At 67.4% G+C, this 18,919-nt stretch carries 16 protein-coding genes; 9 read left to right on the forward strand and 7 right to left on the reverse strand.

The genetic code is table 11. The annotated features are described in order from the left end of the window. Nucleotides 1–28: 28 nt before the first annotated feature. Nucleotides 29–2,080, forward strand: coding sequence for a protein-disulfide reductase DsbD (locus G9473_RS01770; protein ID WP_291135388.1), 2,052 nt, complete (start codon nucleotides 29–31; stop codon nucleotides 2,078–2,080). On the opposite strand, the gene G9473_RS01775 is transcribed toward G9473_RS01770, so the two are convergent. The 3 genes from G9473_RS01775 to uvrB all read right to left on the reverse strand — a co-directional run bounded on the left by G9473_RS01775 (nucleotide 2,070) and on the right by uvrB (nucleotide 6,377). Then, on the reverse strand, nucleotides 2,070–2,603 hold the full coding sequence (locus tag G9473_RS01775; RefSeq protein WP_291135390.1) for a hypothetical protein: 534 nt from the start codon (nucleotides 2,601–2,603) through the stop codon (nucleotides 2,070–2,072). The genes G9473_RS01770 and G9473_RS01775 overlap by 11 nt on opposite strands. Then, complete coding sequence (locus G9473_RS01780) at nucleotides 2,600–4,114, reverse strand: peptidase S10 (RefSeq protein ID WP_291135392.1); 1,515 nt, start codon at nucleotides 4,112–4,114, stop codon at nucleotides 2,600–2,602. The genes G9473_RS01775 and G9473_RS01780 overlap by 4 nt, the downstream gene beginning before the upstream one ends. A gap of 67 nt (nucleotides 4,115–4,181) precedes the next feature. After that, nucleotides 4,182–6,377 carry an excinuclease ABC subunit UvrB gene (gene uvrB, locus G9473_RS01785; RefSeq protein ID WP_291135394.1) on the reverse strand — a complete coding sequence of 732 codons (2,196 nt, stop codon included), beginning with the start codon at nucleotides 6,375–6,377 and terminating at the stop codon, nucleotides 4,182–4,184. 106 nt (nucleotides 6,378–6,483) lie between these two features. Between uvrB and G9473_RS01790 the strand changes: the two genes are divergently transcribed. From G9473_RS01790 to G9473_RS01825, 8 genes are all read left to right on the forward strand, one after another. Beyond that, a complete protein-coding gene (locus G9473_RS01790) occupies nucleotides 6,484–6,987 on the forward strand; it encodes a DUF3617 domain-containing protein (RefSeq protein ID WP_291135396.1) in 504 nt (167 codons plus the stop codon). A gap of 47 nt (nucleotides 6,988–7,034) precedes the next feature. After that, nucleotides 7,035–7,592 carry a DUF3617 domain-containing protein gene (locus G9473_RS01795; RefSeq protein ID WP_291135398.1) on the forward strand — a complete coding sequence of 186 codons (558 nt, stop codon included), beginning with the start codon at nucleotides 7,035–7,037 and terminating at the stop codon, nucleotides 7,590–7,592. A 107-nt stretch (nucleotides 7,593–7,699) separates the two neighbouring features. Next, a complete protein-coding gene (locus G9473_RS01800; protein WP_291135400.1) occupies nucleotides 7,700–8,560 on the forward strand; it encodes an alpha/beta fold hydrolase in 861 nt (286 codons plus the stop codon). Between the two features lie 125 nt (nucleotides 8,561–8,685). After that, nucleotides 8,686–10,137, forward strand: a complete 1,452-nt coding sequence (locus G9473_RS01805) for a circularly permuted type 2 ATP-grasp protein (protein WP_291135402.1) — start codon at nucleotides 8,686–8,688, stop codon at nucleotides 10,135–10,137. Nucleotides 10,138–10,153: 16 nt separating this feature from the next. Continuing rightward, nucleotides 10,154–11,098, forward strand: coding sequence for an alpha-E domain-containing protein (locus tag G9473_RS01810; protein ID WP_291135404.1), 945 nt, complete (start codon nucleotides 10,154–10,156; stop codon nucleotides 11,096–11,098). Nucleotides 11,099–11,107: 9 nt separating this feature from the next. Further along, nucleotides 11,108–11,929, forward strand: coding sequence for a transglutaminase family protein (locus tag G9473_RS01815; RefSeq protein ID WP_291135406.1), 822 nt, complete (start codon nucleotides 11,108–11,110; stop codon nucleotides 11,927–11,929). Between the two features lie 56 nt (nucleotides 11,930–11,985). Then, nucleotides 11,986–12,741, forward strand: a complete 756-nt coding sequence (locus G9473_RS01820) for a peptidase (RefSeq protein ID WP_291135408.1) — start codon at nucleotides 11,986–11,988, stop codon at nucleotides 12,739–12,741. Between the two features lie 189 nt (nucleotides 12,742–12,930). Next, nucleotides 12,931–13,551 (forward strand): LuxR C-terminal-related transcriptional regulator, encoded by a 621-nt coding sequence (locus G9473_RS01825; RefSeq protein ID WP_291135410.1) that lies wholly within the window; start codon nucleotides 12,931–12,933, stop codon nucleotides 13,549–13,551. A gap of 317 nt (nucleotides 13,552–13,868) precedes the next feature. Here the strand turns inward: G9473_RS01825 and G9473_RS01830 are convergent, their stop codons facing one another. From G9473_RS01830 to typA, 4 genes are all read right to left on the reverse strand, one after another. Next, nucleotides 13,869–14,615: an extensin family protein gene (locus tag G9473_RS01830; RefSeq protein ID WP_291135412.1), complete on the reverse strand. Its 747-nt coding sequence runs from the start codon at nucleotides 14,613–14,615 to the stop codon at nucleotides 13,869–13,871. Nucleotides 14,616–14,724: 109 nt separating this feature from the next. Then, nucleotides 14,725–15,114: a VOC family protein gene (locus G9473_RS01835; protein WP_291135414.1), complete on the reverse strand. Its 390-nt coding sequence runs from the start codon at nucleotides 15,112–15,114 to the stop codon at nucleotides 14,725–14,727. A 61-nt stretch (nucleotides 15,115–15,175) separates the two neighbouring features. Then, complete coding sequence (gene putP, locus G9473_RS01840) at nucleotides 15,176–16,663, reverse strand: sodium/proline symporter PutP (protein WP_291135416.1); 1,488 nt, start codon at nucleotides 16,661–16,663, stop codon at nucleotides 15,176–15,178. Between the two features lie 185 nt (nucleotides 16,664–16,848). Next, the gene (gene typA, locus G9473_RS01845; RefSeq protein ID WP_291135418.1) at nucleotides 16,849–18,705 is read right to left on the reverse strand and encodes a translational GTPase TypA; all 1,857 of its coding nucleotides are present in this window, start codon (nucleotides 18,703–18,705) and stop codon (nucleotides 16,849–16,851) included. Nucleotides 18,706–18,919: the final 214 nt, after the last annotated feature.

Here is an 18,919-nt window from a genome sequence, read left to right on the forward strand (position 1 = left end):
CGCTGCACCCCGTATTGCCCCCCCTGCATTGTCGGCTGCATGGCTGAAGGCGCTCGCCGCGCTGTGGCTCGCTCTGTGCGCGGTCGCGGCGACGGCGCAGGACGCGCCGCTGGCCCCCCCGCGCTTCGGTGACGAGAACATCGCGGTCGAGCTGCTGTCGGAAGGCGCTCCTGAGCCGGGCGAGACATGGATGCTGGCCCTGCGCTTCACACCTTCCGCCCCCGAATGGCACGGCTACTGGCGCAATCCGGGCGATGCGGGGCAGGGGATGGTGCTCGAATTCGACCTGCCGGACGGATGGGAAGCGGGAGAGCCGCTCTATCCCGTGCCCGAGACGCTGGTGATCGGCGGTCTGATGAACCACATCTACGAAGGGCGCTACGCCGTGCTGGTTCCGGTGGAGGTGCCGGAGGATGCGGCGTTCGGGGGCATCCCGCAGGTCCGCGCACAGGTCGAATACCTCGCCTGCACCGACCGGGTCTGCGTCCCGCAGGACGCGCTGGTGACGGCGCGCCCCGGCGGAGATTTCGCGCGCTGGCGGGCGGAGGTCGCGCCGCTGCTCGACGCGCGGGCGCGCTTCGCGGTGACGGGCGAGGCGCTTCGCCTCGCGATCCCGCTGCCCGCATCGGTCGAGCTCGCGGAGCCGCACGTCTTCATCGGCAACGAACGCCTCGTCGATTACGCCGCCGACCAGACCTTCCGCCGCGACGGTGACCTGCTCACCGCCGAAATCCCGCTCGACGAGTACCGCGACGGCGAGCCCGGCAGCGTTTCCGGCATAATCGCGTTCGGTGGCGGGGCGGGGGTCCGCTTCGAAGCCGATCAAGGTGCAGTCCCCGCGGGCGGCGAGGTGATCGCCGGGCCTGCCGAAGCCGCTACCCCGCCCCTGTGGACGCTGGCGCTGGGCGCGCTCGTCGGCGGGCTCCTCCTCAACATCATGCCCTGCGTCTTCCCCATCCTCAGCCTCAAGGCGCTGAGCCTTGCCCGCGCGGGCGAAAGCGAGGCGGCGGCGCGCGTTGAGGGCGTGGCCTATACGCTCGGAGTCGTGCTTGCCTGCGTCGGACTGGGCGCTGTCATGCTCGCCCTGCGCGCGGCGGGCGAGCAGGTCGGCTGGGCGTTCCAGTTGCAGGAGCCGGGCGTGGTCGTCGCGCTGCTGCTTCTCGCAAGCGTCATCACCGCCAATTTCGCGGGCGTGTTCGAGCTTCCGAGCATTTCCACCGGCCACGGCGCGCGCCGGGGCGCGGGCGGGGCCTTCGCGACCGGCCTGCTCGCCGCCTTCGCCGCGACGCCCTGCACCGGGCCGTTCATGGCGGCAGCATTGGGCGCGGCGCTGCTGCTGCCCGCGCCGCTCGCGCTGGTGCTGTTCGCGATGCTCGGGCTGGGGCTGGCGCTGCCGTTCCTCCTCTTGGGCTTCGTCCCCGCGCTGCGCCGCCGCCTGCCGAAGCCCGGCGCGTGGATGGAGCGGTTTCGCCGGATCATGGCGATCCCGATGGGCCTGACCGCGCTCGCGCTCGTCTGGCTGACGGTGCAACTCGGCGGGCGCGGCTTCGGCCTGTTCGCGCTCGTCACCGTGTTCGGCGTGGTGCTCGCGCTGTGGGTCGTCGGGCGGCTGCAGCAGGCGGGCAAGATGGCCTGGCCCGCCTTCGGCCTCGTCGCCGCGCCTTTCCTGATCTTCGGCGCCTTCGCGATGCCCTATGGCTACGAGCCGCGCAGCGAGCGCATGGCGGAAAGCCTGCTCGACCCCGTGCCCTTCTCGAAGGAAGCGCTGGCGGAGGCGCGCGCTACGGGCAGGCCGGTCTTCGTCTGGTTCACCGCCGACTGGTGCGTCACCTGCAAGGTCAACGAAAGCGTCGCGATCGAGCGCGAGGCGACGAAGGAGGCGTTCGAGGCGGCGGGCGTCATCCCGATGGTCGGCGACTGGACCGTGCGCGACGAGGAAATCACGGCCTTCCTGTCCGAGCAGGGCGCGGCGGGCGTGCCGCTGTACCTGTGGTACGAGCCCGGTGCGGCGGAGCCCGAGCAGCTGCCGCAGGTGCTCACCCCCGACAGCCTTGCCGAGCGCGCTCGCGCTACCCGCTGACCGCGCGGCAGGTCTCGACGAGCTCCATCGGCAGCGGGCTTGGAGCGAGTTCGACCATCCCCGCGCCGGGCAGGGTCGCGGTCAGCTTGCGCGGGCCGGCGAGCGGCTCCCACTCCTCGCTCGCCGCGTCATGCGTGCCCTGCCACACGCGCAGCTTTCCCGCCTCGGTCGCATCGACCGGCAGCCGCCCGACATGGCCGTTGCCGATCAGCGCGAGCATCGCCTCGGCCCCCTCGTCGGCGGGAGCGAAGCGGGTGATGGTGAGCGTGCCCGCCGCCCGGTCGCAGGCGAGCGCGATCAGCGCCGGTTCGCCCGGGATGCCGTAGACGATCCGGTCTGCGGCCTTCGCGCTTTTCGCCCAGACGGCCCCCTCGGCCTCGGGCGAGGGCAGGGGGGCGGAGGCGAAGACCGGCTCCGCCACGGGCGCTTCGCGGGTCAGCGTCTCGTCGGTCGGCGGCGGCTTGCAGGCGGCAAGGCCCGTCGCGAGCGCCCCCGCCACAAGCAGCGCGAGCGCGCGCCTCATCGGGCCTTGATGAAGGCGCGGATGTCGGCGCTGAGCTTGGCGCGGTCCTCGTCGCGGATATACATCATGTGGCCCGCGTCGTAGTAATGCCAGCTCAGCCGGTCCTGCGGGATGCCGTAGCGGTTGAGCGACAGCTCCGCCCCGAAGAAGGGCGTGGCGAAATCGTACCACCCCTGCGCGACGAAAGTGCGAAGGTCGCTGTTCTGGCGCATCGCCTGCCCGATGAAGGGCGCGACGTTGAGATAGGCCCCGCGCCCGAATCCGCCGAGCGTCCAGTCCCAGTTGCGCCCCGGGTCGCGCCCGATCGAATTGTAGCCGCGGTCGGTTTCGTAGCCGAGCGTCTCGCGCGCCCACTGGTTGATCGCGGCGGTGTAGCCCGCGTCGATCCCGTAGAAGCTCGGGTCGTTGTCGGGATATTCGCCGGCATTGTCGTAGTCCCTGCCGGTGTAGCGCGCATCGAGCCGCCCGATGGTGAGCCCGCGGTCGCGCAGCAGTTCCTTGTAGAAGCGCTGGCTGGTGACGCGCAGGTTCGCCTGTTCGAGATATTCGGGCGAAAGGCCGGTGAGCTGCGCCATCCGGTCGCGCACGGCGGCGAATTCCTGCGGGCCGATGTCCTGCCCTTTCAGGAGGGCGCTGGCATAGGGGCCGAGCGCGAAGGCGCGCGCTTCCTCGGCCACGGCTTCGGCGGATTCGCCCTCGATGACGCCGTGATACCACGCCGCTGTCGCCATGTTGGGTAGTGTGACGACATAGGCCATCTCGTTGCCCGGCGTCGGCTCGCGCATGGCGAAATCGAGGATGGTCGAGATCAGGATCAGGCCGTTCAGGGCCACGTCGTTGTAGGTCGAGCCTTCGAGCTCGTCGACCACCATCGCGGTGCGGGTCGTGCCGTAGCTTTCCCCGCCGAGATATTTCGGGCTGTTCCAGCGCCCGTTGTCGTTGATCCAGCGGCGGATGACCTCGGCGACCGCGCGGGCGTCCTGCCTCAGGCCGTAGTATTTCTTGGGGTCCGTGCCCTTGGTGAGGTAGGAATAGCCCGTCCCCGGCGGGTCGATGAAGACGAGGTCGGCAACGTCGAGCAGGCTCTCCGGGTTGTCGACGATCGGATAGGGCGGCGCGCCGTCGTCGCGCGCGTCGGAGGGGATCGCGACCCGCTTCGGCCCGAAAGCGCCCATCTGCAGCCAGACCGAGCCCGAACCCGGCCCGCCGTTGTAGATGAAGAAGACCGGGCGCGAGGTGTCCCTGGGGTCCTTCACATAGGAGGTCGTGACGATCACCGCCTCGGGATTGCCCTCGTCCGATTTTAGGATCGTCTCGCCAATGGTGGCGGTGTAGTCGATCCGCTGCCCGCCGAAAGTGCCCGACAGCTTGCGCGTCTTGACCTGCGGGTCGATCTGCGTGGCTTCTGATTTCGCGCTGCCTTCGTCCTGCGCGGCGAGGGGAGCGGCCATGGGAGCGGAAAGGGCGATAAGCGAGGCGGCGGCGAGCGCGCCGATCAGTCTGGTGTTCATGGCGCGTGGTGTTGGCAGGCTTCCGGCAGGGCTGCAAGAGGCCCGCCCGGCGCTATCGACGAACGGCCTACGGCTTCCCGCCCATGCGTTTTGCCCTGACCTTGCCGTAGCGGGTCTTGCGCGTGCCAGGCTTGCCTTCGTTCGAGCGGCCGACGCGGGGCGCCTTCTTCTCTTCGTCGGGCAGGCCGAGTTCGTCCGCTTCGAGCCGGCGGATCTCGTCGCGCAGGCGGCCGGCTTCCTCGAATTCGAGGTTCGCGGCCGCATCGCGCATCCGTTTCTCGAGGTCTTCGATGTAGCTGCGCAGGTTGTGCCCGACGAGGTTGTTGCGCTCTTCGTCGCCGGTTTCGACCGTTACGCTATCCTGCGATGCGGTGTCGGCTACGATGTCGGCGATCTGGCGGCGGATCGTCTGCGGGGTGATGCCGTGTTCCGCGTTGAACGCCTCTTGCTTGGCGCGGCGGCGGTCGGTTTCGGCCATCGCGCGTTCCATGCTGCCGGTGATGCGGTCGGCGTAGAGGATCACGCGGCCATCGACATTGCGCGCGGCGCGGCCGATGGTCTGCACCAGCGAGGTTTCCGAGCGCAGGAAGCCCTCCTTGTCGGCATCGAGAATGCACACCAGCCCGCATTCGGGAATGTCCAGCCCCTCGCGCAGGAGGTTGATGCCGACGAGCACGTCATAGACCCCCATGCGCAGGTCGCGGATAAGCTCGATGCGCTCGAGCGTCTCGACGTCGGAATGCATATAGCGGACCTTGACCCCGGCCTCGTGCATGAATTCGGTCAGGTCCTCGGCCATCCGCTTGGTCAGCGTGGTGACGAGCGTGCGGTAGCCCTTCTGGGCGGTTTTCTTGCATTCCTCGATGCAGTCCTGGACCTGGTCCTCTACGGGTCTGATGTCGACCGGGGGATCGATGAGGCCCGTGGGGCGGATGACCTGTTCGGCGAAGACCCCGCCGGTCTGCTCCATTTCCCACGGCCCCGGTGTGGCCGAAACGCAGAAGGTCTGCGGGCGCATCGCGTCCCATTCGTTGAACCGCAGCGGGCGGTTGTCGATGCACGAAGGCAGGCGGAAGCCGTATTCGGCGAGCGTCAGCTTGCGCCTGTGGTCCCCGCGCGCCATCGCGCCGATCTGCGGCACGGTCTGGTGGCTTTCATCGACGAAGAGGAGCGCGTTTTCGGGCAGGTATTCGAACAAGGTGGGCGGCGGCTCGCCCGGCAGGCGGCCGGTGAGGAAGCGCGAATAGTTCTCGATCCCGGCACAGCTTCCCGTGGCGGCGATCATCTCGAGGTCGAAATTGGTGCGCTGTTCCAATCGCTGGTGTTCGAGCAGCTTGCCTTCCGCTTCCAGCTCCTTGAGCCGCTCGGCCAGTTCGAAACGGATCGCTTCCATCGCCTGCTTCATCGTCGGGCCGGGCGTCACGTAGTGCGAATTGGCATAGACCCGCACCTTGTCGAGGCTCGCGCCCTTCTTGCCGGTAAGGGGGTCGAATTCGCTGATCTCCTCGATCTCGTCGCCGAAGAAGCTGATGCGCCACGCCGTGTCCTCGTAGTGCGAGGGGAAAATTTCGAGACTGTCCCCGCGCACCCGGAAGGAGCCGCGCGCGAAGGCGACGTCGTTGCGCTTGTATTGCAGGGCGACGAGCTTGCGGATCAACTCGCGCTGGTCGACCGTCTCGTCCTTTGTGATGTCGAAGATCATCGCCGAATAGGTCTCGACCGACCCGATCCCGTAGAGGCACGAAACGCTCGCCACGATCACCACGTCGTCGCGTTCGAGCAGGGCGCGGGTGGCCGAATGGCGCATCCGGTCGATCGCCTCGTTCACGCTCGATTCCTTCTCGATATAGGTGTCGGAGCGCGGCACGTAGGCTTCGGGCTGGTAGTAGTCGTAGTAGCTGACGAAATATTCGACCGCGTTCTCGGGAAAGAAGCTCTTGAATTCGCCGTAGAGTTGCGCTGCGAGGATCTTGTTGGGCGCGAGCACCAGCGCAGGCCGCTGCAATTCCTCGATGACCTTCGCCATGGTGAAGGTCTTGCCCGAGCCCGTCACGCCGAGCAGCACCTGGGTCTTGTCGCCGCCGCGCGCGCCTTCGACCAGTTCGCGGATCGCGGTCGGCTGGTCGCCCGCCGGTTCGTAGTCCGAGACGAGCTTGAACCTCTTGCCCGGCATCGACTTTTCGGGCCGGGCGGGGCGGTGGGGGGTGAAATCCTCGCCGGTTTCCGGTTCGTCGAGGCCGCGGCGGATGACAAGCTGGCTCATGCCCGCGATATGCGGAGCGCAAGGCCGGTTGTGAAGTGTCTCCCATGCTTCTAGCCTCTCACCCGGACACGAAAGATGCCGGGTTCCGGCGGAGAGGGACGGGGGAATGATGAATTTGAACAGCCTTGCTATCGCTTGCGTCGGAATCGGGTTCGCTGCGGCGATCACCGTGCCCGATGCGCTGTCCGCGCAGGTCGAGCCGCCCGAAATGCGCCCCGAAACGGGCAAGTACAGCGCCGACATCACGGTGCAGCAGGTCGATATTCCCGGCGCGCCGCCGCAGATGGCGGACATGATGACCCGGATGATGAGCCGCCGGACGACCTATTGCCTGACCGAAGAGGACGTCGAGGAAGGCTACCGCGCCATCACCCGCCGTTCGCAGGGCGAAGACGGCGAGGACTGCACCTATGACCGCTTCACCATGGAGGGCGGGGAGCTCGACGCGCAGATGACCTGCCGTGTGGACGGGCGGACGATGACCATGACGATGGAGGGCACGGGCACGCCGACCTCCTCGGACATCACGATGACGATGAACGGCGACATGGGGGTGGGGCCGGGCACGATCCGGATGCGCGTGATCCACCAGCGGCTCGGCCCGTGCTGAGCCGGGGCGGGAACGCTCGGGAAAACGGTTAGAGGGAGGATGTGAGAATGAAAAGAATGGTGTTTGCGCTGGCTGCGCCCGCCCTGCTGGCGGCCTGCGGCGGCGATGCCGATGAAAGCACCGCTGGCGGCGAAACCGCCGCAGCAGGCGAGGAGCTGAGCATGGGCGAAGTCGCCGAGCGCGCGCGCGAAGGCACGGTGCGCCCGCAGCCCGGCCAGTATCGCAGCACGGTCGAACTGGTCGAGCTCGACATCCCCGGCGCGCCCCCGCAGGCGGCCGAGATGATGCGGTCCAGCATGGCCCAGACCAACGAATTCTGCCTCACCGAGGAAGACGTCGAGGAAGGTTTCCGCCAGCTCGCCAGCCAGCCGCAGGGCGGCGACTGCAAATTCAGCAAGTTCGACGTCGACGGCGGCGCGATCGATGCCGCGATGAGCTGCTCCAATCCCGGCGGCGGCACGGTCGACATCACCATGGAGGGCACGGGGCGCGAGACGTCTTCCGAATTCACCATGACGATGTCTGGCAATCTCGGCGGGACCGGCGAAGGCTCGATGACCATGAAGCAGACGAGCGAGCGGATCGGCGACTGCCCGGCGGGCTGAACTGCCTGAAAGAGCGGAGCGGGCCGAGCGGGCCTCGCGGTGGCCATCGATGCGCGCGAAACCAAATTCTTCACCGGACATTCAGTCGGCGGAGATATGAAGGTTGCATGACATCGAACGCTTTCCTTGACGGCCTGCACAAACTCGCCGCGCGCGTGACGGGCGAGGGCGTCAAGGATGGCGAAGGTGCCGGGGACGGGCAGCAGCCCCGCTCGGCCCGCCTCGTCCTGACCGAAAACGAGCTTGCGCGCCGCATCGCGCTCGCGCGGGAAGATCATCCGGAAGAGGAGCACGGCAAGCCGCCGCTCGCGCGGCTGGTGGGCGAATTCGATTTCCTCGCCGAGCCGTTCCGGCGGATGGTCCGCACGATTCCCGTCGAGCCCTGCGACCGGCCGCGCACGGTCATGATCCTGCCCGGCTTCGCCACCCAGCCGCGCCGGATGCGCTACATGGCGCGCCATCTCGAGCGCGCCGGGCACACCGCCAAGCGCTGGGGGCTGGGGTTCAACTGGGGCCCGGACGAGGCCAAGTTCGAGCGGCTCGAGGCGCGCCTGCTCGACCTTTACGAACGCGCGGGCGAGCCGGTCGTGCTGCTCGGCTGGAGCCTTGGCGGGCTGTTCGCGCGCGAACTGGCCAAGCGCCACCCCCACGCGGTGTGCAAGGTCATCACGATGGGCTCGCCCTTCTCGGGAAGCCCGCGGGCCAACAATATGTGGCGGGTCTACCAGTTCATCACCGGCCACCGGGTCGACCAGCCGCCGATCGACGTCGACCTCAGGACCAAGCCGCCGTGCGAGACGGTCGCCATCTGGAGCCCCAATGACGGCGCGATCGCTCCGCGCAGCGCGGCGGGCTACCCGGGTGAGCGCGACCGCGCGATCGCGCTGCGCTGCACGCACATGGGCTACACCTATGCGCCCGAGGCGATCCGCACCGTGCTCGCCGAACTGCGCCGCATTCCCGACTGACCGCACGGTTTCGGGCGCTCGGGCGCGCTCGCCTCTTTATTTTTCCCCTGCGCCGGTTACACTCTATCCTTCGCGGGCGCAGCATTCTTGCGCGGTCGCGGTTCGCAAATCGGCCCGGGGGGTGAATGACGCGAGAGGCGCAGCAGGAATCCGTCGATTTCGACGAGATGCACGATGCGCAGGGCAACACGCGCGAAGCCTACCGCGACTATTGCGACTGGTTCAACACACAGGAACCCGCCTCGCTCCGCCGCAAGGACAAGGAAGCCGACGACACTTTCCGCCGCACCGGCATCACTTTCAACGTCTATGGCGAGGACGAGGCGGAGGAACGCCTGATCCCCTTCGACATCGTGCCGCGCATCATCACCGCGCCCGAATGGCGCAGGCTTAGCCGCGGGATCGAGCAGCGGGTGCGGGCGCTCAATTCCTTCCTCTACGATATGTATCACCGCCAGGAGATCGTGCGCGCGGGCCGCGTGCCCGAACGCCTGTTCCGGCATAACGATGCCTGGCTTGCCAACATGGTCGGCTTCACCCCGCCCGGCGGCATCTACACCCACATCGTCGGCATCGACCTCGTGCGCACGGGGCCGGACGACTTCTTCGTGCTCGAGGACAATGCGAGGACGCCCTCGGGCGTCTCCTATATGCTCGAAAACCGCGAGACGATGATGGCGATGTTCCCGGACCTGTTCAGCAAGGTGCCGGTCGAAAGCGTCTCGGACTACCCGCGCCGCCTCGCCCGCAGCCTCGCCGCCTGCGCGCCGCGGGGCCAGGCGAGCGGGGAGGGCGGCAAGCCGACGGTCGCGGTGCTCACGCCGGGCATTTTCAACTCGGCCTATTTCGAACACGCCTTCCTCGCCGACCAGATGGGCGCCGAACTGGTCGAGGGCAGCGACCTGCGCGTGGTCGAGGGCAAGGTGCAGATGCGCACGACGCGCGGCTACAAGCCGATCGACGTGCTCTATCGCCGGGTCGACGATGACTATCTCGACCCGCTCACTTTCAACCCCGACAGCGTGCTGGGCGTGCCGGGCATCATGGACGTCTACCGCGCCGGCGGCATCACCATCGCCAACGCGCCCGGCACGGGCATCTGCGACGACAAGGCGATCTATTCCTTCATGCCCGACATCGTCGAGTTCTACACCGGCGAGAAACCCCTGCTGCCCAATGTCGAGACGTGGCGCTGCGCCGACCGCGAGAGCCTCGCCTACGTGCTCGACAATCTCGATGAACTGGTGGTCAAGGAAGTCCACGGCTCGGGCGGCTACGGGATGCTGATCGGCCCGACCGCGACGAAGAAGCAGATCGCCGAGTTCCGCAGGAAGCTCGAGGCGGCGCCCGAAAACTACATTGCCCAGCCGACGCTCTCGCTCTCGACCTGCCCGATCTACACGAAGAAGGGCCTCGCCCCGCGCCATGTCGACCTGCGCCCCTTCGTCCTCGTCAGCCCGAACGGGGTCGAGATCACGCCGGGCGGCCTTACCCGCGTGGCGCTGAAAAAGGGCTCGCTGGTGGTCAATTCCTCGCAAGGGGGCGGGACCAAGGACACGTGGGTGCTCAAGGACTGATGGAGGAGGCGCGCTGATGCTAGGCCGGATGGCGAATGCGTCCTTCTGGATGTTCCGCTATCTCGAGCGGGCGGAGAACACCGCGCGCCTGATCGAGGCGGCGCTGCGCATGGCGCTGACCAAGGATCTCGCCACCGCCGAGGAGGAATGGCGTTCGGTCATCGCGACCCTCGGCCTCACCGCGCTCTACGAGGCCGAGCACGACGGCTATGACGGGCCGCGGGTGTGGAACTTCGTCCTGCGCGACCGCGCCAACCCGGCGAGCGTGCGGGCGATGTTCGGGGCGGTGCGCAACAATGCCCGCGCGGCGCGGACCTGCATTTCGAGCGAGGTGTGGGAAGCGGTCAACGAAAGCTGGATGGAGCTCGACCGGATGCTCGCCCGCCCCGTCAGCCAGGGGGCGCTGGGCGATGTCGTCGCGATCATCCGGCGAGCCGGCGCGCAGGTCCACGGCGCGGTCGATGGCTCGATGCTGAGGAACGAAGGCTTCCACTTCGCCCGCGCGGGCACGTTCGTCGAACGCGGGGAATCGACCGCGCGCATCCTCGACATGAAATATTTCCTGCTGCTTCCCTCGCTGTCCTACGTCGGATCGAGCCTCGATTCCGGGCAGTGGGACCAGGTCCTGCGCTCGGTCGCGGGGGCGCGCGCCTACAGCTGGCTCAACGCCGGGAACATCGACGCGCGCGGGATCGTCGAATTCCTCGTCCTCGACGAGCGTTTCCCGCGCAGCCTCGCCTTCTGCCGCATGGCGCTGCAGCGCACGCTCCAGGCGCTTGCCAAGATGCACGGGGGGGAAGGCACGTGCGACGCGCTGATGGCCGAGGCCGAGGCGCGGATCGGGGCGCTCACGGTCGACGACATCTTCGACCAGGGCCTGCACGAGTTCCTCGTCGACTTCATCGGGCGGAACGCCGCGATCGCAGAGGCGATCGTCGACGATTACCGCTTTCTCGCCTAGGCTGTCCCCATGCGCCTCTCGATCCGGCACACGACCCGCTATTCCTTCGGCCAGCCGGTGGTCCACGGCCTGCAACGCCTGCGCCTTACGCCCAAGGAGACGCAGGGCCAGCAGATCATCCACTGGGACATGGAATACGAGAACGCCCATCCCGAGCTTCACTACGACGACCAGAACTTCAACCACGTCACGCTGGTCGGGGTGGAGCCGGGGGCGAGCGCGGTGACGGTGACGTGCCACGGCACGGTCGAGACACAGGACAATGCGGGCGTCATCGGCCACCACGCCGGGCACCTGCCGCTGTGGAGCTTCATGGGCCAGACCCGCCTCACGCGCCCGGGGCCCAAGGTGCGCGCGCTGCTGCGCGACCTGCCGGGCCCGTCGGCGGACGAGAAACTGCCCTTCCTCCACGCCCTGTCGAACCGCATCCGCGAGGACATCGCCTACCAGGCCGGCACGACCACGGTGATGACCACGGCCGAGGAAGCCGCCGCCCACGGCTATGGCGTGTGCCAGGACCACGCGCACATCTTCATCGGCGCGGCGCGCGCGGCGGACATCCCGGCGCGCTATGTCAGCGGCTACCTGATGATGAACGATCGCATCGAACAGGACGCGACTCACGCCTGGGCCGAGGCCCATGTCGAAGGGCTGGGCTGGGTCGGCTTCGACATTTCCAACGGCATCAGCCCCGACCCGCGCTATGTCCGCGTCGCCACGGGCCGCGACTATCGCGACGCGGCGCCGGTGACCGGCATCAGTTTCGGAGCGGCCGAGGAAGTGCTCACCGTCAATGTCGCGGTCGAACAGCAGCGCCAGGACGAGCAGTAGAGACTCCGCGCGCGCTTTGCGCTAACCGCGCGGCTTCACAACGGAGACCCCGGTAAATGACCTATTGCGTCGGCATGGTGCTCGAACGCGGGCTTGTCCTGATGAGCGACACCCGCACCAATTCGGGCGTCGACAACATCTCGACCTTCCGCAAGATGTTCCACTGGCAGGTGCCGGGCGAGCGCATGATCGCGGTGATGTGCGCGGGCAATCTCGCCACGACGCAGGCCGTCATCAGCCAATTGGAGGAACGCACCAAGGAACCCGGCGAGCGCGAGAACACGCTGATCCGCGGGCGCACCATGTTCAACGTCGCGACCGAGATCGGGCGGCTGCTCCGCTCCACGATCGAGGACGCGCAGAGGAGCAACGGCGAGGCGGGCAAGGGCCGCTTCACCGCCTCGATGATCCTTGCAGGCCAGATCAAGGGGATGCAGCCGCGCCTGTTCCTGATCTATCCCGAGGGCAATTTCATCGAGGCGAGCTGGGACACGCCCTTCTTCCAGATCGGCGAGACGAAATACGGCCGCCCGATCCTGATCCGCGGTTACGAGCGCGACATGGCGTTCGAGGACGCGGTCAAGCTGCTGATGGTGAGTTTCGATTCGACCATCAAGGCAAACCTGTCGGTCGGCCTGCCGCTCGACCTGCTGGTCATCGGCAAGGACGAGTTCGCGCCCTTGCACGAACACCGCGTGACGGGGGACGACGCCTTCTTCGAGACGATTTCATCGAGCTGGGGGGCGGCGTTGCGATCGGCGCTCGACGCGCTGCCGTCCTACAGCTTCGATTCGCCCGGCGGGTCCGGTTGAACCCTCAGGCACATCCCTAGGGGCCATTGCGAGGGGCACCGATTCACCATGATCGGGCAATATCGTATTCGTTTCGGAGGAATTGGACGGCGGTTTTGCATGGTTTAGGGGCATGGTTAACCCGGTATTGCTCCGTATCGGGGGATGTCTCGCGTGAAATGCGCGGCGGCTTGGTCAATCACGATGGCCATGACACGCAAAGCATCGCTCCACTTCATCGACTCCTCCAGCCGCCACCGCGCCGAACTGGCACGCGTCGGGTTCTCGCTCGGCCACCATTCGGAAGTCTACGGCGATATGTCGGAGCTCTCCGTCCACCCGCCGCGCGAAGGGATCATCATCGCCCGCGACACGCCCGAAGAGGGCGGGGTGGCGATGCTCCTCGAACGATTGAGCCGCCTCGGCATCTGGCTGCCGCTGATCGCGGTCGACGTCCAGCCGCGACCCGGTCGCATCGTCGAGGCGATCAAGGCCGGCGCGCTCGATTATCTCTCGCTTCCGCTCGACCCTGAACGTTTCTCGCGCTGCCTCACCCGGATCGAAAAGGAGGCCGAGGTGTTCGGCGCCCAGCGCCGCCGCATGATCGAGGCGAGGGACCGCATCGCCAGCCTGTCGCAACGCGAACGCGAAGTGCTCGACTGGCTCGCCGAGGGCTCCAGCAACAAGGTGATCGCGCGCGAACTCGACATCAGCCCGCGCACGGTCGAAATCCACCGCGCCAACATGATGAGCAAGCTCGGCGCGCGCCATGCCGCCGAGGCCGTGCGGCTCAAGCTCGAGGCGAAACTGGAACCGCGGATCCGCGCCTGACCTCTCGCAGACCGTGCCGGCCCGCTGTCCTCCCCCTTGCACGGCCGGCACGGGATCGGGGCCGCCGACAAGTCCTCACGGGCCACCTCTCCAGGCCCGTCCGGCGGCCCCGATGCGAACCGCGCTCCCCGGTGTAGGATAGGCGGGCGCAGGGGAATACTGGATGTAGGATGCCGGCTGCTTTCCTACACGCTGCGCATTTTTCTGCCGCGCCGCATCCGCGCCGCACTGGGCAGAGGGTATGACCGACGCGAACTATGCGCGCTGCGAAAGGCGCAGACGGTGAGACACCGCCCGTCCGCAGGCTGCTCGCGAACCTAGCGACAGAAGCGCGGACCGGTGCCCTCAAGATGGAAATGGTCGCGGTGCGCGGCGTTGTATTCGGGGCCGAGCACGGTGCCGAAGCGCTTGCAGGCGCTGCGATGGACGATGCGGAGGAACTCGCGCTCGGCCGCCGTCCCGCCGTTCCAGTCGCTCGCCAGGACGATCCGCCGACCGTCCTCGAGGACGAAGCCGGACACGTCGATCGCCTCGGCGCGCGCATGGGCCGAGCGGCGGTTAGTTCCGGCGACATTGCGACAGGCATAACTTCCCATCGTCTCGATCCGCATCAGCGGGCTGCCTAGGATCTGGCGAGCCGCACGATCGACGCCGAAGCGTGCCCAGTCGGAGAACGCCTTGGCCATGCCGCACTTGACCGGGCCGAGATTGGTGACCCCGAAAACCCCGTCATCGCCCGATAGCGCCGAAAGGCGCACCGTGCCGAGCTTGTGGCAGCCCGGCCCGGCGTAGGTATCGGGAAGCGGGTCGAAGCGCGCGCCGGTCTCGCCGAGGTCGGCCAGGCAGCTCGCCTGCGGCCCGTCATCACGCCAACCGCGCGGGGCCGAGGCCAGCCGGGTCGAGCTGCGGTCGATCGGCGGCGGAGTGCTCGCCTGCGACACGCCGCTTGCCCGGCCGGGAGCCGGGGCGCTCGGCGAAGGCACGAGCGAACCGCAGCCTGCCAGGGCCAGCGCCGCAATCGCGCCGGCCGATGCCCGGTAAAGGATTGCCTTTCGATTCATCATTAAGGAGTATCGCCTAGCTCAGCTTAATGCTGGCCGAAGGGGCATCCTTAATGGCTGTTTTACCGTAATCTCGCCCGTTCGCAGCCGTGCGGGAAAGGCCGTCTCGCGCTCAGGGCAAACGATCCTCGACCTGTTCCCACAGCTCGATTTTCACGCCGTCGGGGTCGAGGATCCAGGCGAACTTGCCATAGCCCTCGGCGGCGGTGTCGAGCACCTTGACCTTCGCCTTCTTCAGCTTCTTCACGAAGCCGTCGAGGTCGTGCACACGCAGGTTGATCATGAAGCCGTGCCTGCCCGGCTTGATGTAGGTGTCGTCCTCGAAATGGCTTATGAGCGAATAGGGATGGGCCATCGGCTCGCCCTCCCACGCCAGTTGCGGGCCATAGGGCCCGTCGATCCCGAGCTTCTCGCGATACCACTCTCGCGTGGCGGCGGGATCCTTCACCTTGTAGAACACCCCGCCAAGCCCCGTGACGCGCGGCCCTGCCTGCTCATCCATCGCTTCCTCCCGTCGCCGTCCCACGCGGCAGGATGCCCGAACGCGGTCGGGGAGGGAAGCCCTACTCCGCCGGGGCCTGCGCGCGGGTCGCGGCGCTCTGGGTCGTGCCCTTGCTGACCAGATAGATCGCGATCCACGAGGCGATGAAGCCCGGCACGATCTCGTAGAGGCCCTCTCCGCCCAGGAAGCTCGAATTCCACTCGAGCGCGATCCACGCCCCCGCGACCACCGCACCCGTGACGAGCCCCGCGACCGCGCCCGCGCCGGTCATCCCGCGCCACGTCAGCGCGAGGATGATGAGCGGCCCGAAGGCCGCGCCGAAGCCCGCCCAGGCATTCGCGACAAGGCCCAGCACCTCGCTTTGCGGATCGCTTGCGATGACGATCGCGGCCACAGCCACCAGCGCGACGCAGACCCGACCGATGTTCACCGCCTCGCGCTCGCCCGCGTTCTTGCGCAGGAACAGGCGGTAGAAATCCTCGGTCAGCGAGGAGGAGGAGACCAGCAGCTGGGAGGAGATCGTGCTCATGATCGCGGCCAGCAGGGCGGCGAAAAGAAAGCCGGTTATCGCCGGGTGGAACAGGAGGTCGGCGAGCACGATGAAAATCGTTTCCGGATCGTCCACCATCAGCCCGTTTCGCTCGGCATAGGCGCGCCCCGCAAGCCCCATGCCCACCGCGCCGACCAGCGAGATCGCCATCCACGAAAGGCCGACATTGCGCGCGGTCCTGACCTTTTCCACCGTATCGATCGCCATGAAGCGCACGATGATGTGCGGCTGGCCGAAATAGCCCAGCCCCCATGTGACCGCGCTGATGAAGCCGAGGAAGGTGAGGCCCTGCGTCAGGCTCAGGAACCCCTCGACCGGCACTTCGGTCAGCGATTCCCCGCCGTCGCCGCCGCCGCCGAACATGACCACCAGCGGCATGATGACGAGCGCGACCATCATGATCACGCCCTGCACGAAATCGGTGAGGCTGACCGCGAGGAACCCGCCGATCATGGTGTAGGCGAGCACGATCCCGGCCGTGATGACGATGCCGAGCATATAATCGCTCATCCCCACATCCGGCAGCAGCCCGGCGAAGGCGGTCTCGAACAGCTTGCCCCCGCCGACGAGGCCCGCGGCGGTATAGACCGTGAAGAACACCACGATGATGATCGCAGAGACGATGCGCAGGGTGGTGCCCTGGTCGGGGAAGCGGTTGGCGAGAAATTGCGGGATCGTCAGCGCATTGCCGTAACTCTCGGTTTGTTCGCGCAGGCGCGGGGCGACGATGATCCAGTTGGCGACCGCGCCCAGGAACAGGCCGATCCCGATCCACGCCTCGACCAGCCCTGCGGCATAGAGCGCGCCGGGCAAGCCGAGCAGCAGCCAGCCGGACATATCCGAGGCGCCAGCCGAAAGCGCGGCGACCGCCGGAGGCAGGTTGCGCCCGGCGAGGAGGTAGCCTTCGGAATCCTCGGTCGACTTCTTCCAGGCGTAAAGCCCGATGCCGAGCATGGCGATGAAATAGACGGCGAGCGAGGCGAGGGTTGCGGTTTCCATGTTGCAGGTGCGTAACAAGCGCGCGGCATCATGGCCACAGCGCGCGGCAAATTCGCAAGGATTGCGAAGGAGAGGCGGCAAGCGATTGAAAATGTTTCGCCCGCCCGCCGGTTCGGGCAATTATGCTGCGCCCGCGAAGGGGCGCGCCGTGGCTCAGCCGGGGCGGGCCGAGCCGCGAATGAGCGTCAGGCGTCCTTCTTGCGGCGCGCCTTCTTGCGCTCGTGCGGGTCGAGGATCGCTTTCCGCAGCCGGATCGACTTGGGCGTCACCTCGACCATTTCATCGTCGTCGATATAGGCGATCGCCTGTTCGAGGCTCATCCGGCGCGGGGGGGTGAGGCGGATCGCGTCGTCCTTGCCCGACGAGCGGATATTGGTGAGCTGCTTCGACTTCAGCGGATTGACCTCGAGGTCTTCCGGCTTGGCGTTCTCGCCGATCACCATGCCTTCGTAGACGCGCGCCTGCGACCCGATGAAAAGCTCGCCGCGATCCTCGAGCGCGTTCAGGGCATAGGCGACCGCCTCGCCGTCGCTGTTCGAGATGAGCACGCCGTTGATGCGGCCTTCGATCGGGCCCTTGTAGGGGCCGTATTTCTCGAAAAGGCGGTTCATGATCCCCGTGCCGCGCGTGTCGGACAGGAATTCGCCGTGATAGCCGATCAGCCCGCGTGAGGGGGCTGAGAAGGTGATGCGGGTCTTGCCCTGGCCCGAGGGGCGCATTTCGGTGAGGTCGGCCTTGCGGCGCTGCATCTTCTCGACGACCGTGCCCGAATGCTCGTCGTCGACGTCGATGACGACGGTTTCATAGGGCTCCATGCGCTGGCCGTCCTCTTCGCGGAAGAGCACGCGCGGGCGCGAGATGCCGAGCTCGAAGCCTTCGCGGCGCATCGTCTCGATGAGGACGCCCAGTTGCAATTCGCCGCGCCCGGCGACTTCGAAACTGTCCTTGTCCTCGCTCTCGGTCACGCGGATCGCGACGTTGGTCTCGGCCTCGCGCAGCAGGCGGTCGCGGATCAGGCGGCTCGTCACCTTGTCGCCTTCGCGCCCGGCGAGCGGGCTGTCGTTGACCGCGAAACGCATCGCGAGCGTCGGCGGGTCGATCGGCTGGGCGGCGATCGGTTCGCTGACGGCGGGATCGGCGATTGTGTTGGCGACGGTCGCTTTTTCGAGTCCGGCGAGCGCGATGATGTCGCCCGCCTTGGCGCTTTCGACGGGCACGCGTTCGAGCCCGCGGAAGGACAGCAGCTTGGTCGCGCGGCCCGTTTCCACCACATTGCCCTCGCGGTCGATGGCGTGGATCGGGTCGTTGACCTTGATCGTGCCCGACTGGACCCGGCCGGTCAGCACGCGCCCCATGAAATTGTCGCGGTCGAGCAGGGTCGCAAGGAAGCTGAACTTGCCGCCCGCGTCGAGATCGGGGGCGGGGACGTGGTTCACGATCAGCTCGAACAGCGGCTCGAGGCTGCCTTCGCGGGCGTTCTCGTCGGGGCTGGCATAGCCGTCGCGCCCGCTGGCGAAGAGCGAGGGGAAGTCGAGCTGTTCGTCGTCGGCGTCGAGGCTGGCGAAGAGGTCGAACACCTCGTCGAGCACGTCCTGCGGGCGGCCGTCGGGCCGGTCGATCTTGTTGACCACGACGATGGGCTTGAGGCCGAGCGCGAGCGCCTTTCCGGTGACGAACTTGGTCTGCGGCATAGCCCCTTCGGCGCTGTCGACGAGCAGGATGACGCCGTCGACCATGCTGAGGATACGCTCGACCTCGGCCCCGAAATCGGCGTGGCCCGGCGTGTCGACGATATTGATGCGCACCGTCTCGCCGCCGCCCTTGGGTGTCCATTCTACGCTGGTGCACTTGGCGAGGATGGTGATCCCGCGCTCTTTTTCGAGGTCCCCCGAGTCCATCGCGCGCTCGTCCACCCGCTGGTTCTCGCGGAAGGTTCCGGACTGGCGGAAGAGCTGGTCGACGAGCGTGGTCTTGCCGTGGTCGACGTGGGCGATGATCGCCACGTTCCTGAGCGAGGCGGGACCGGAAGGAGAGGCGGACATGAAACGGGGCTTTCGAAGAGGGGTGTGATGCGGGCCGGATCGCTTGCGCGCGATCTCTTGCCCATGCGCAGCGCGCCTTAGGCAGCACCGGGGGCAAAAGCAATCGAAACCGGGGCGCGGGCCAAGTGTGACTCGGCTGCAACATTGCGGTGCTTTGCCCCCGGCAATCCATTCCAAGCCGCTTGTCGCAGGCAGGGCGCTCGCCTATCAGCTT

The organism is Erythrobacter sp. (assembly GCF_011765465.1).
Taxonomy (GTDB): domain Bacteria; phylum Pseudomonadota; class Alphaproteobacteria; order Sphingomonadales; family Sphingomonadaceae; genus Erythrobacter.

Coding starts and splice junctions, on each gene's coding strand:
- G9473_RS01795 (WP_291135398.1), top strand. CDS start 7,035: ATGAAAAGAATGGTGTTTGCGCTGGCTGCGCCCGCCCTGCTGGCGGCC.
- G9473_RS01825 (WP_291135410.1), top strand. CDS start 12,931: ATGACACGCAAAGCATCGCTCCACTTCATCGACTCCTCCAGCCGCCAC.
- G9473_RS01775 (WP_291135390.1), bottom strand. CDS start 2,603: ATGAGGCGCGCGCTCGCGCTGCTTGTGGCGGGGGCGCTCGCGACGGGC.
- G9473_RS01820 (WP_291135408.1), top strand. CDS start 11,986: ATGACCTATTGCGTCGGCATGGTGCTCGAACGCGGGCTTGTCCTGATG.
- G9473_RS01800 (WP_291135400.1), top strand. CDS start 7,700: ATGACATCGAACGCTTTCCTTGACGGCCTGCACAAACTCGCCGCGCGC.
- G9473_RS01830 (WP_291135412.1), bottom strand. CDS start 14,615: ATGATGAATCGAAAGGCAATCCTTTACCGGGCATCGGCCGGCGCGATT.
- uvrB (WP_291135394.1), bottom strand. CDS start 6,377: ATGAGCCAGCTTGTCATCCGCCGCGGCCTCGACGAACCGGAAACCGGC.
- G9473_RS01815 (WP_291135406.1), top strand. CDS start 11,108: ATGCGCCTCTCGATCCGGCACACGACCCGCTATTCCTTCGGCCAGCCG.
- G9473_RS01835 (WP_291135414.1), bottom strand. CDS start 15,114: ATGGATGAGCAGGCAGGGCCGCGCGTCACGGGGCTTGGCGGGGTGTTC.
- putP (WP_291135416.1), bottom strand. CDS start 16,663: ATGGAAACCGCAACCCTCGCCTCGCTCGCCGTCTATTTCATCGCCATG.
- G9473_RS01780 (WP_291135392.1), bottom strand. CDS start 4,114: ATGAACACCAGACTGATCGGCGCGCTCGCCGCCGCCTCGCTTATCGCC.
- G9473_RS01790 (WP_291135396.1), top strand. CDS start 6,484: ATGATGAATTTGAACAGCCTTGCTATCGCTTGCGTCGGAATCGGGTTC.
- typA (WP_291135418.1), bottom strand. CDS start 18,705: ATGTCCGCCTCTCCTTCCGGTCCCGCCTCGCTCAGGAACGTGGCGATC.
- G9473_RS01810 (WP_291135404.1), top strand. CDS start 10,154: ATGCTAGGCCGGATGGCGAATGCGTCCTTCTGGATGTTCCGCTATCTC.
- G9473_RS01805 (WP_291135402.1), top strand. CDS start 8,686: ATGACGCGAGAGGCGCAGCAGGAATCCGTCGATTTCGACGAGATGCAC.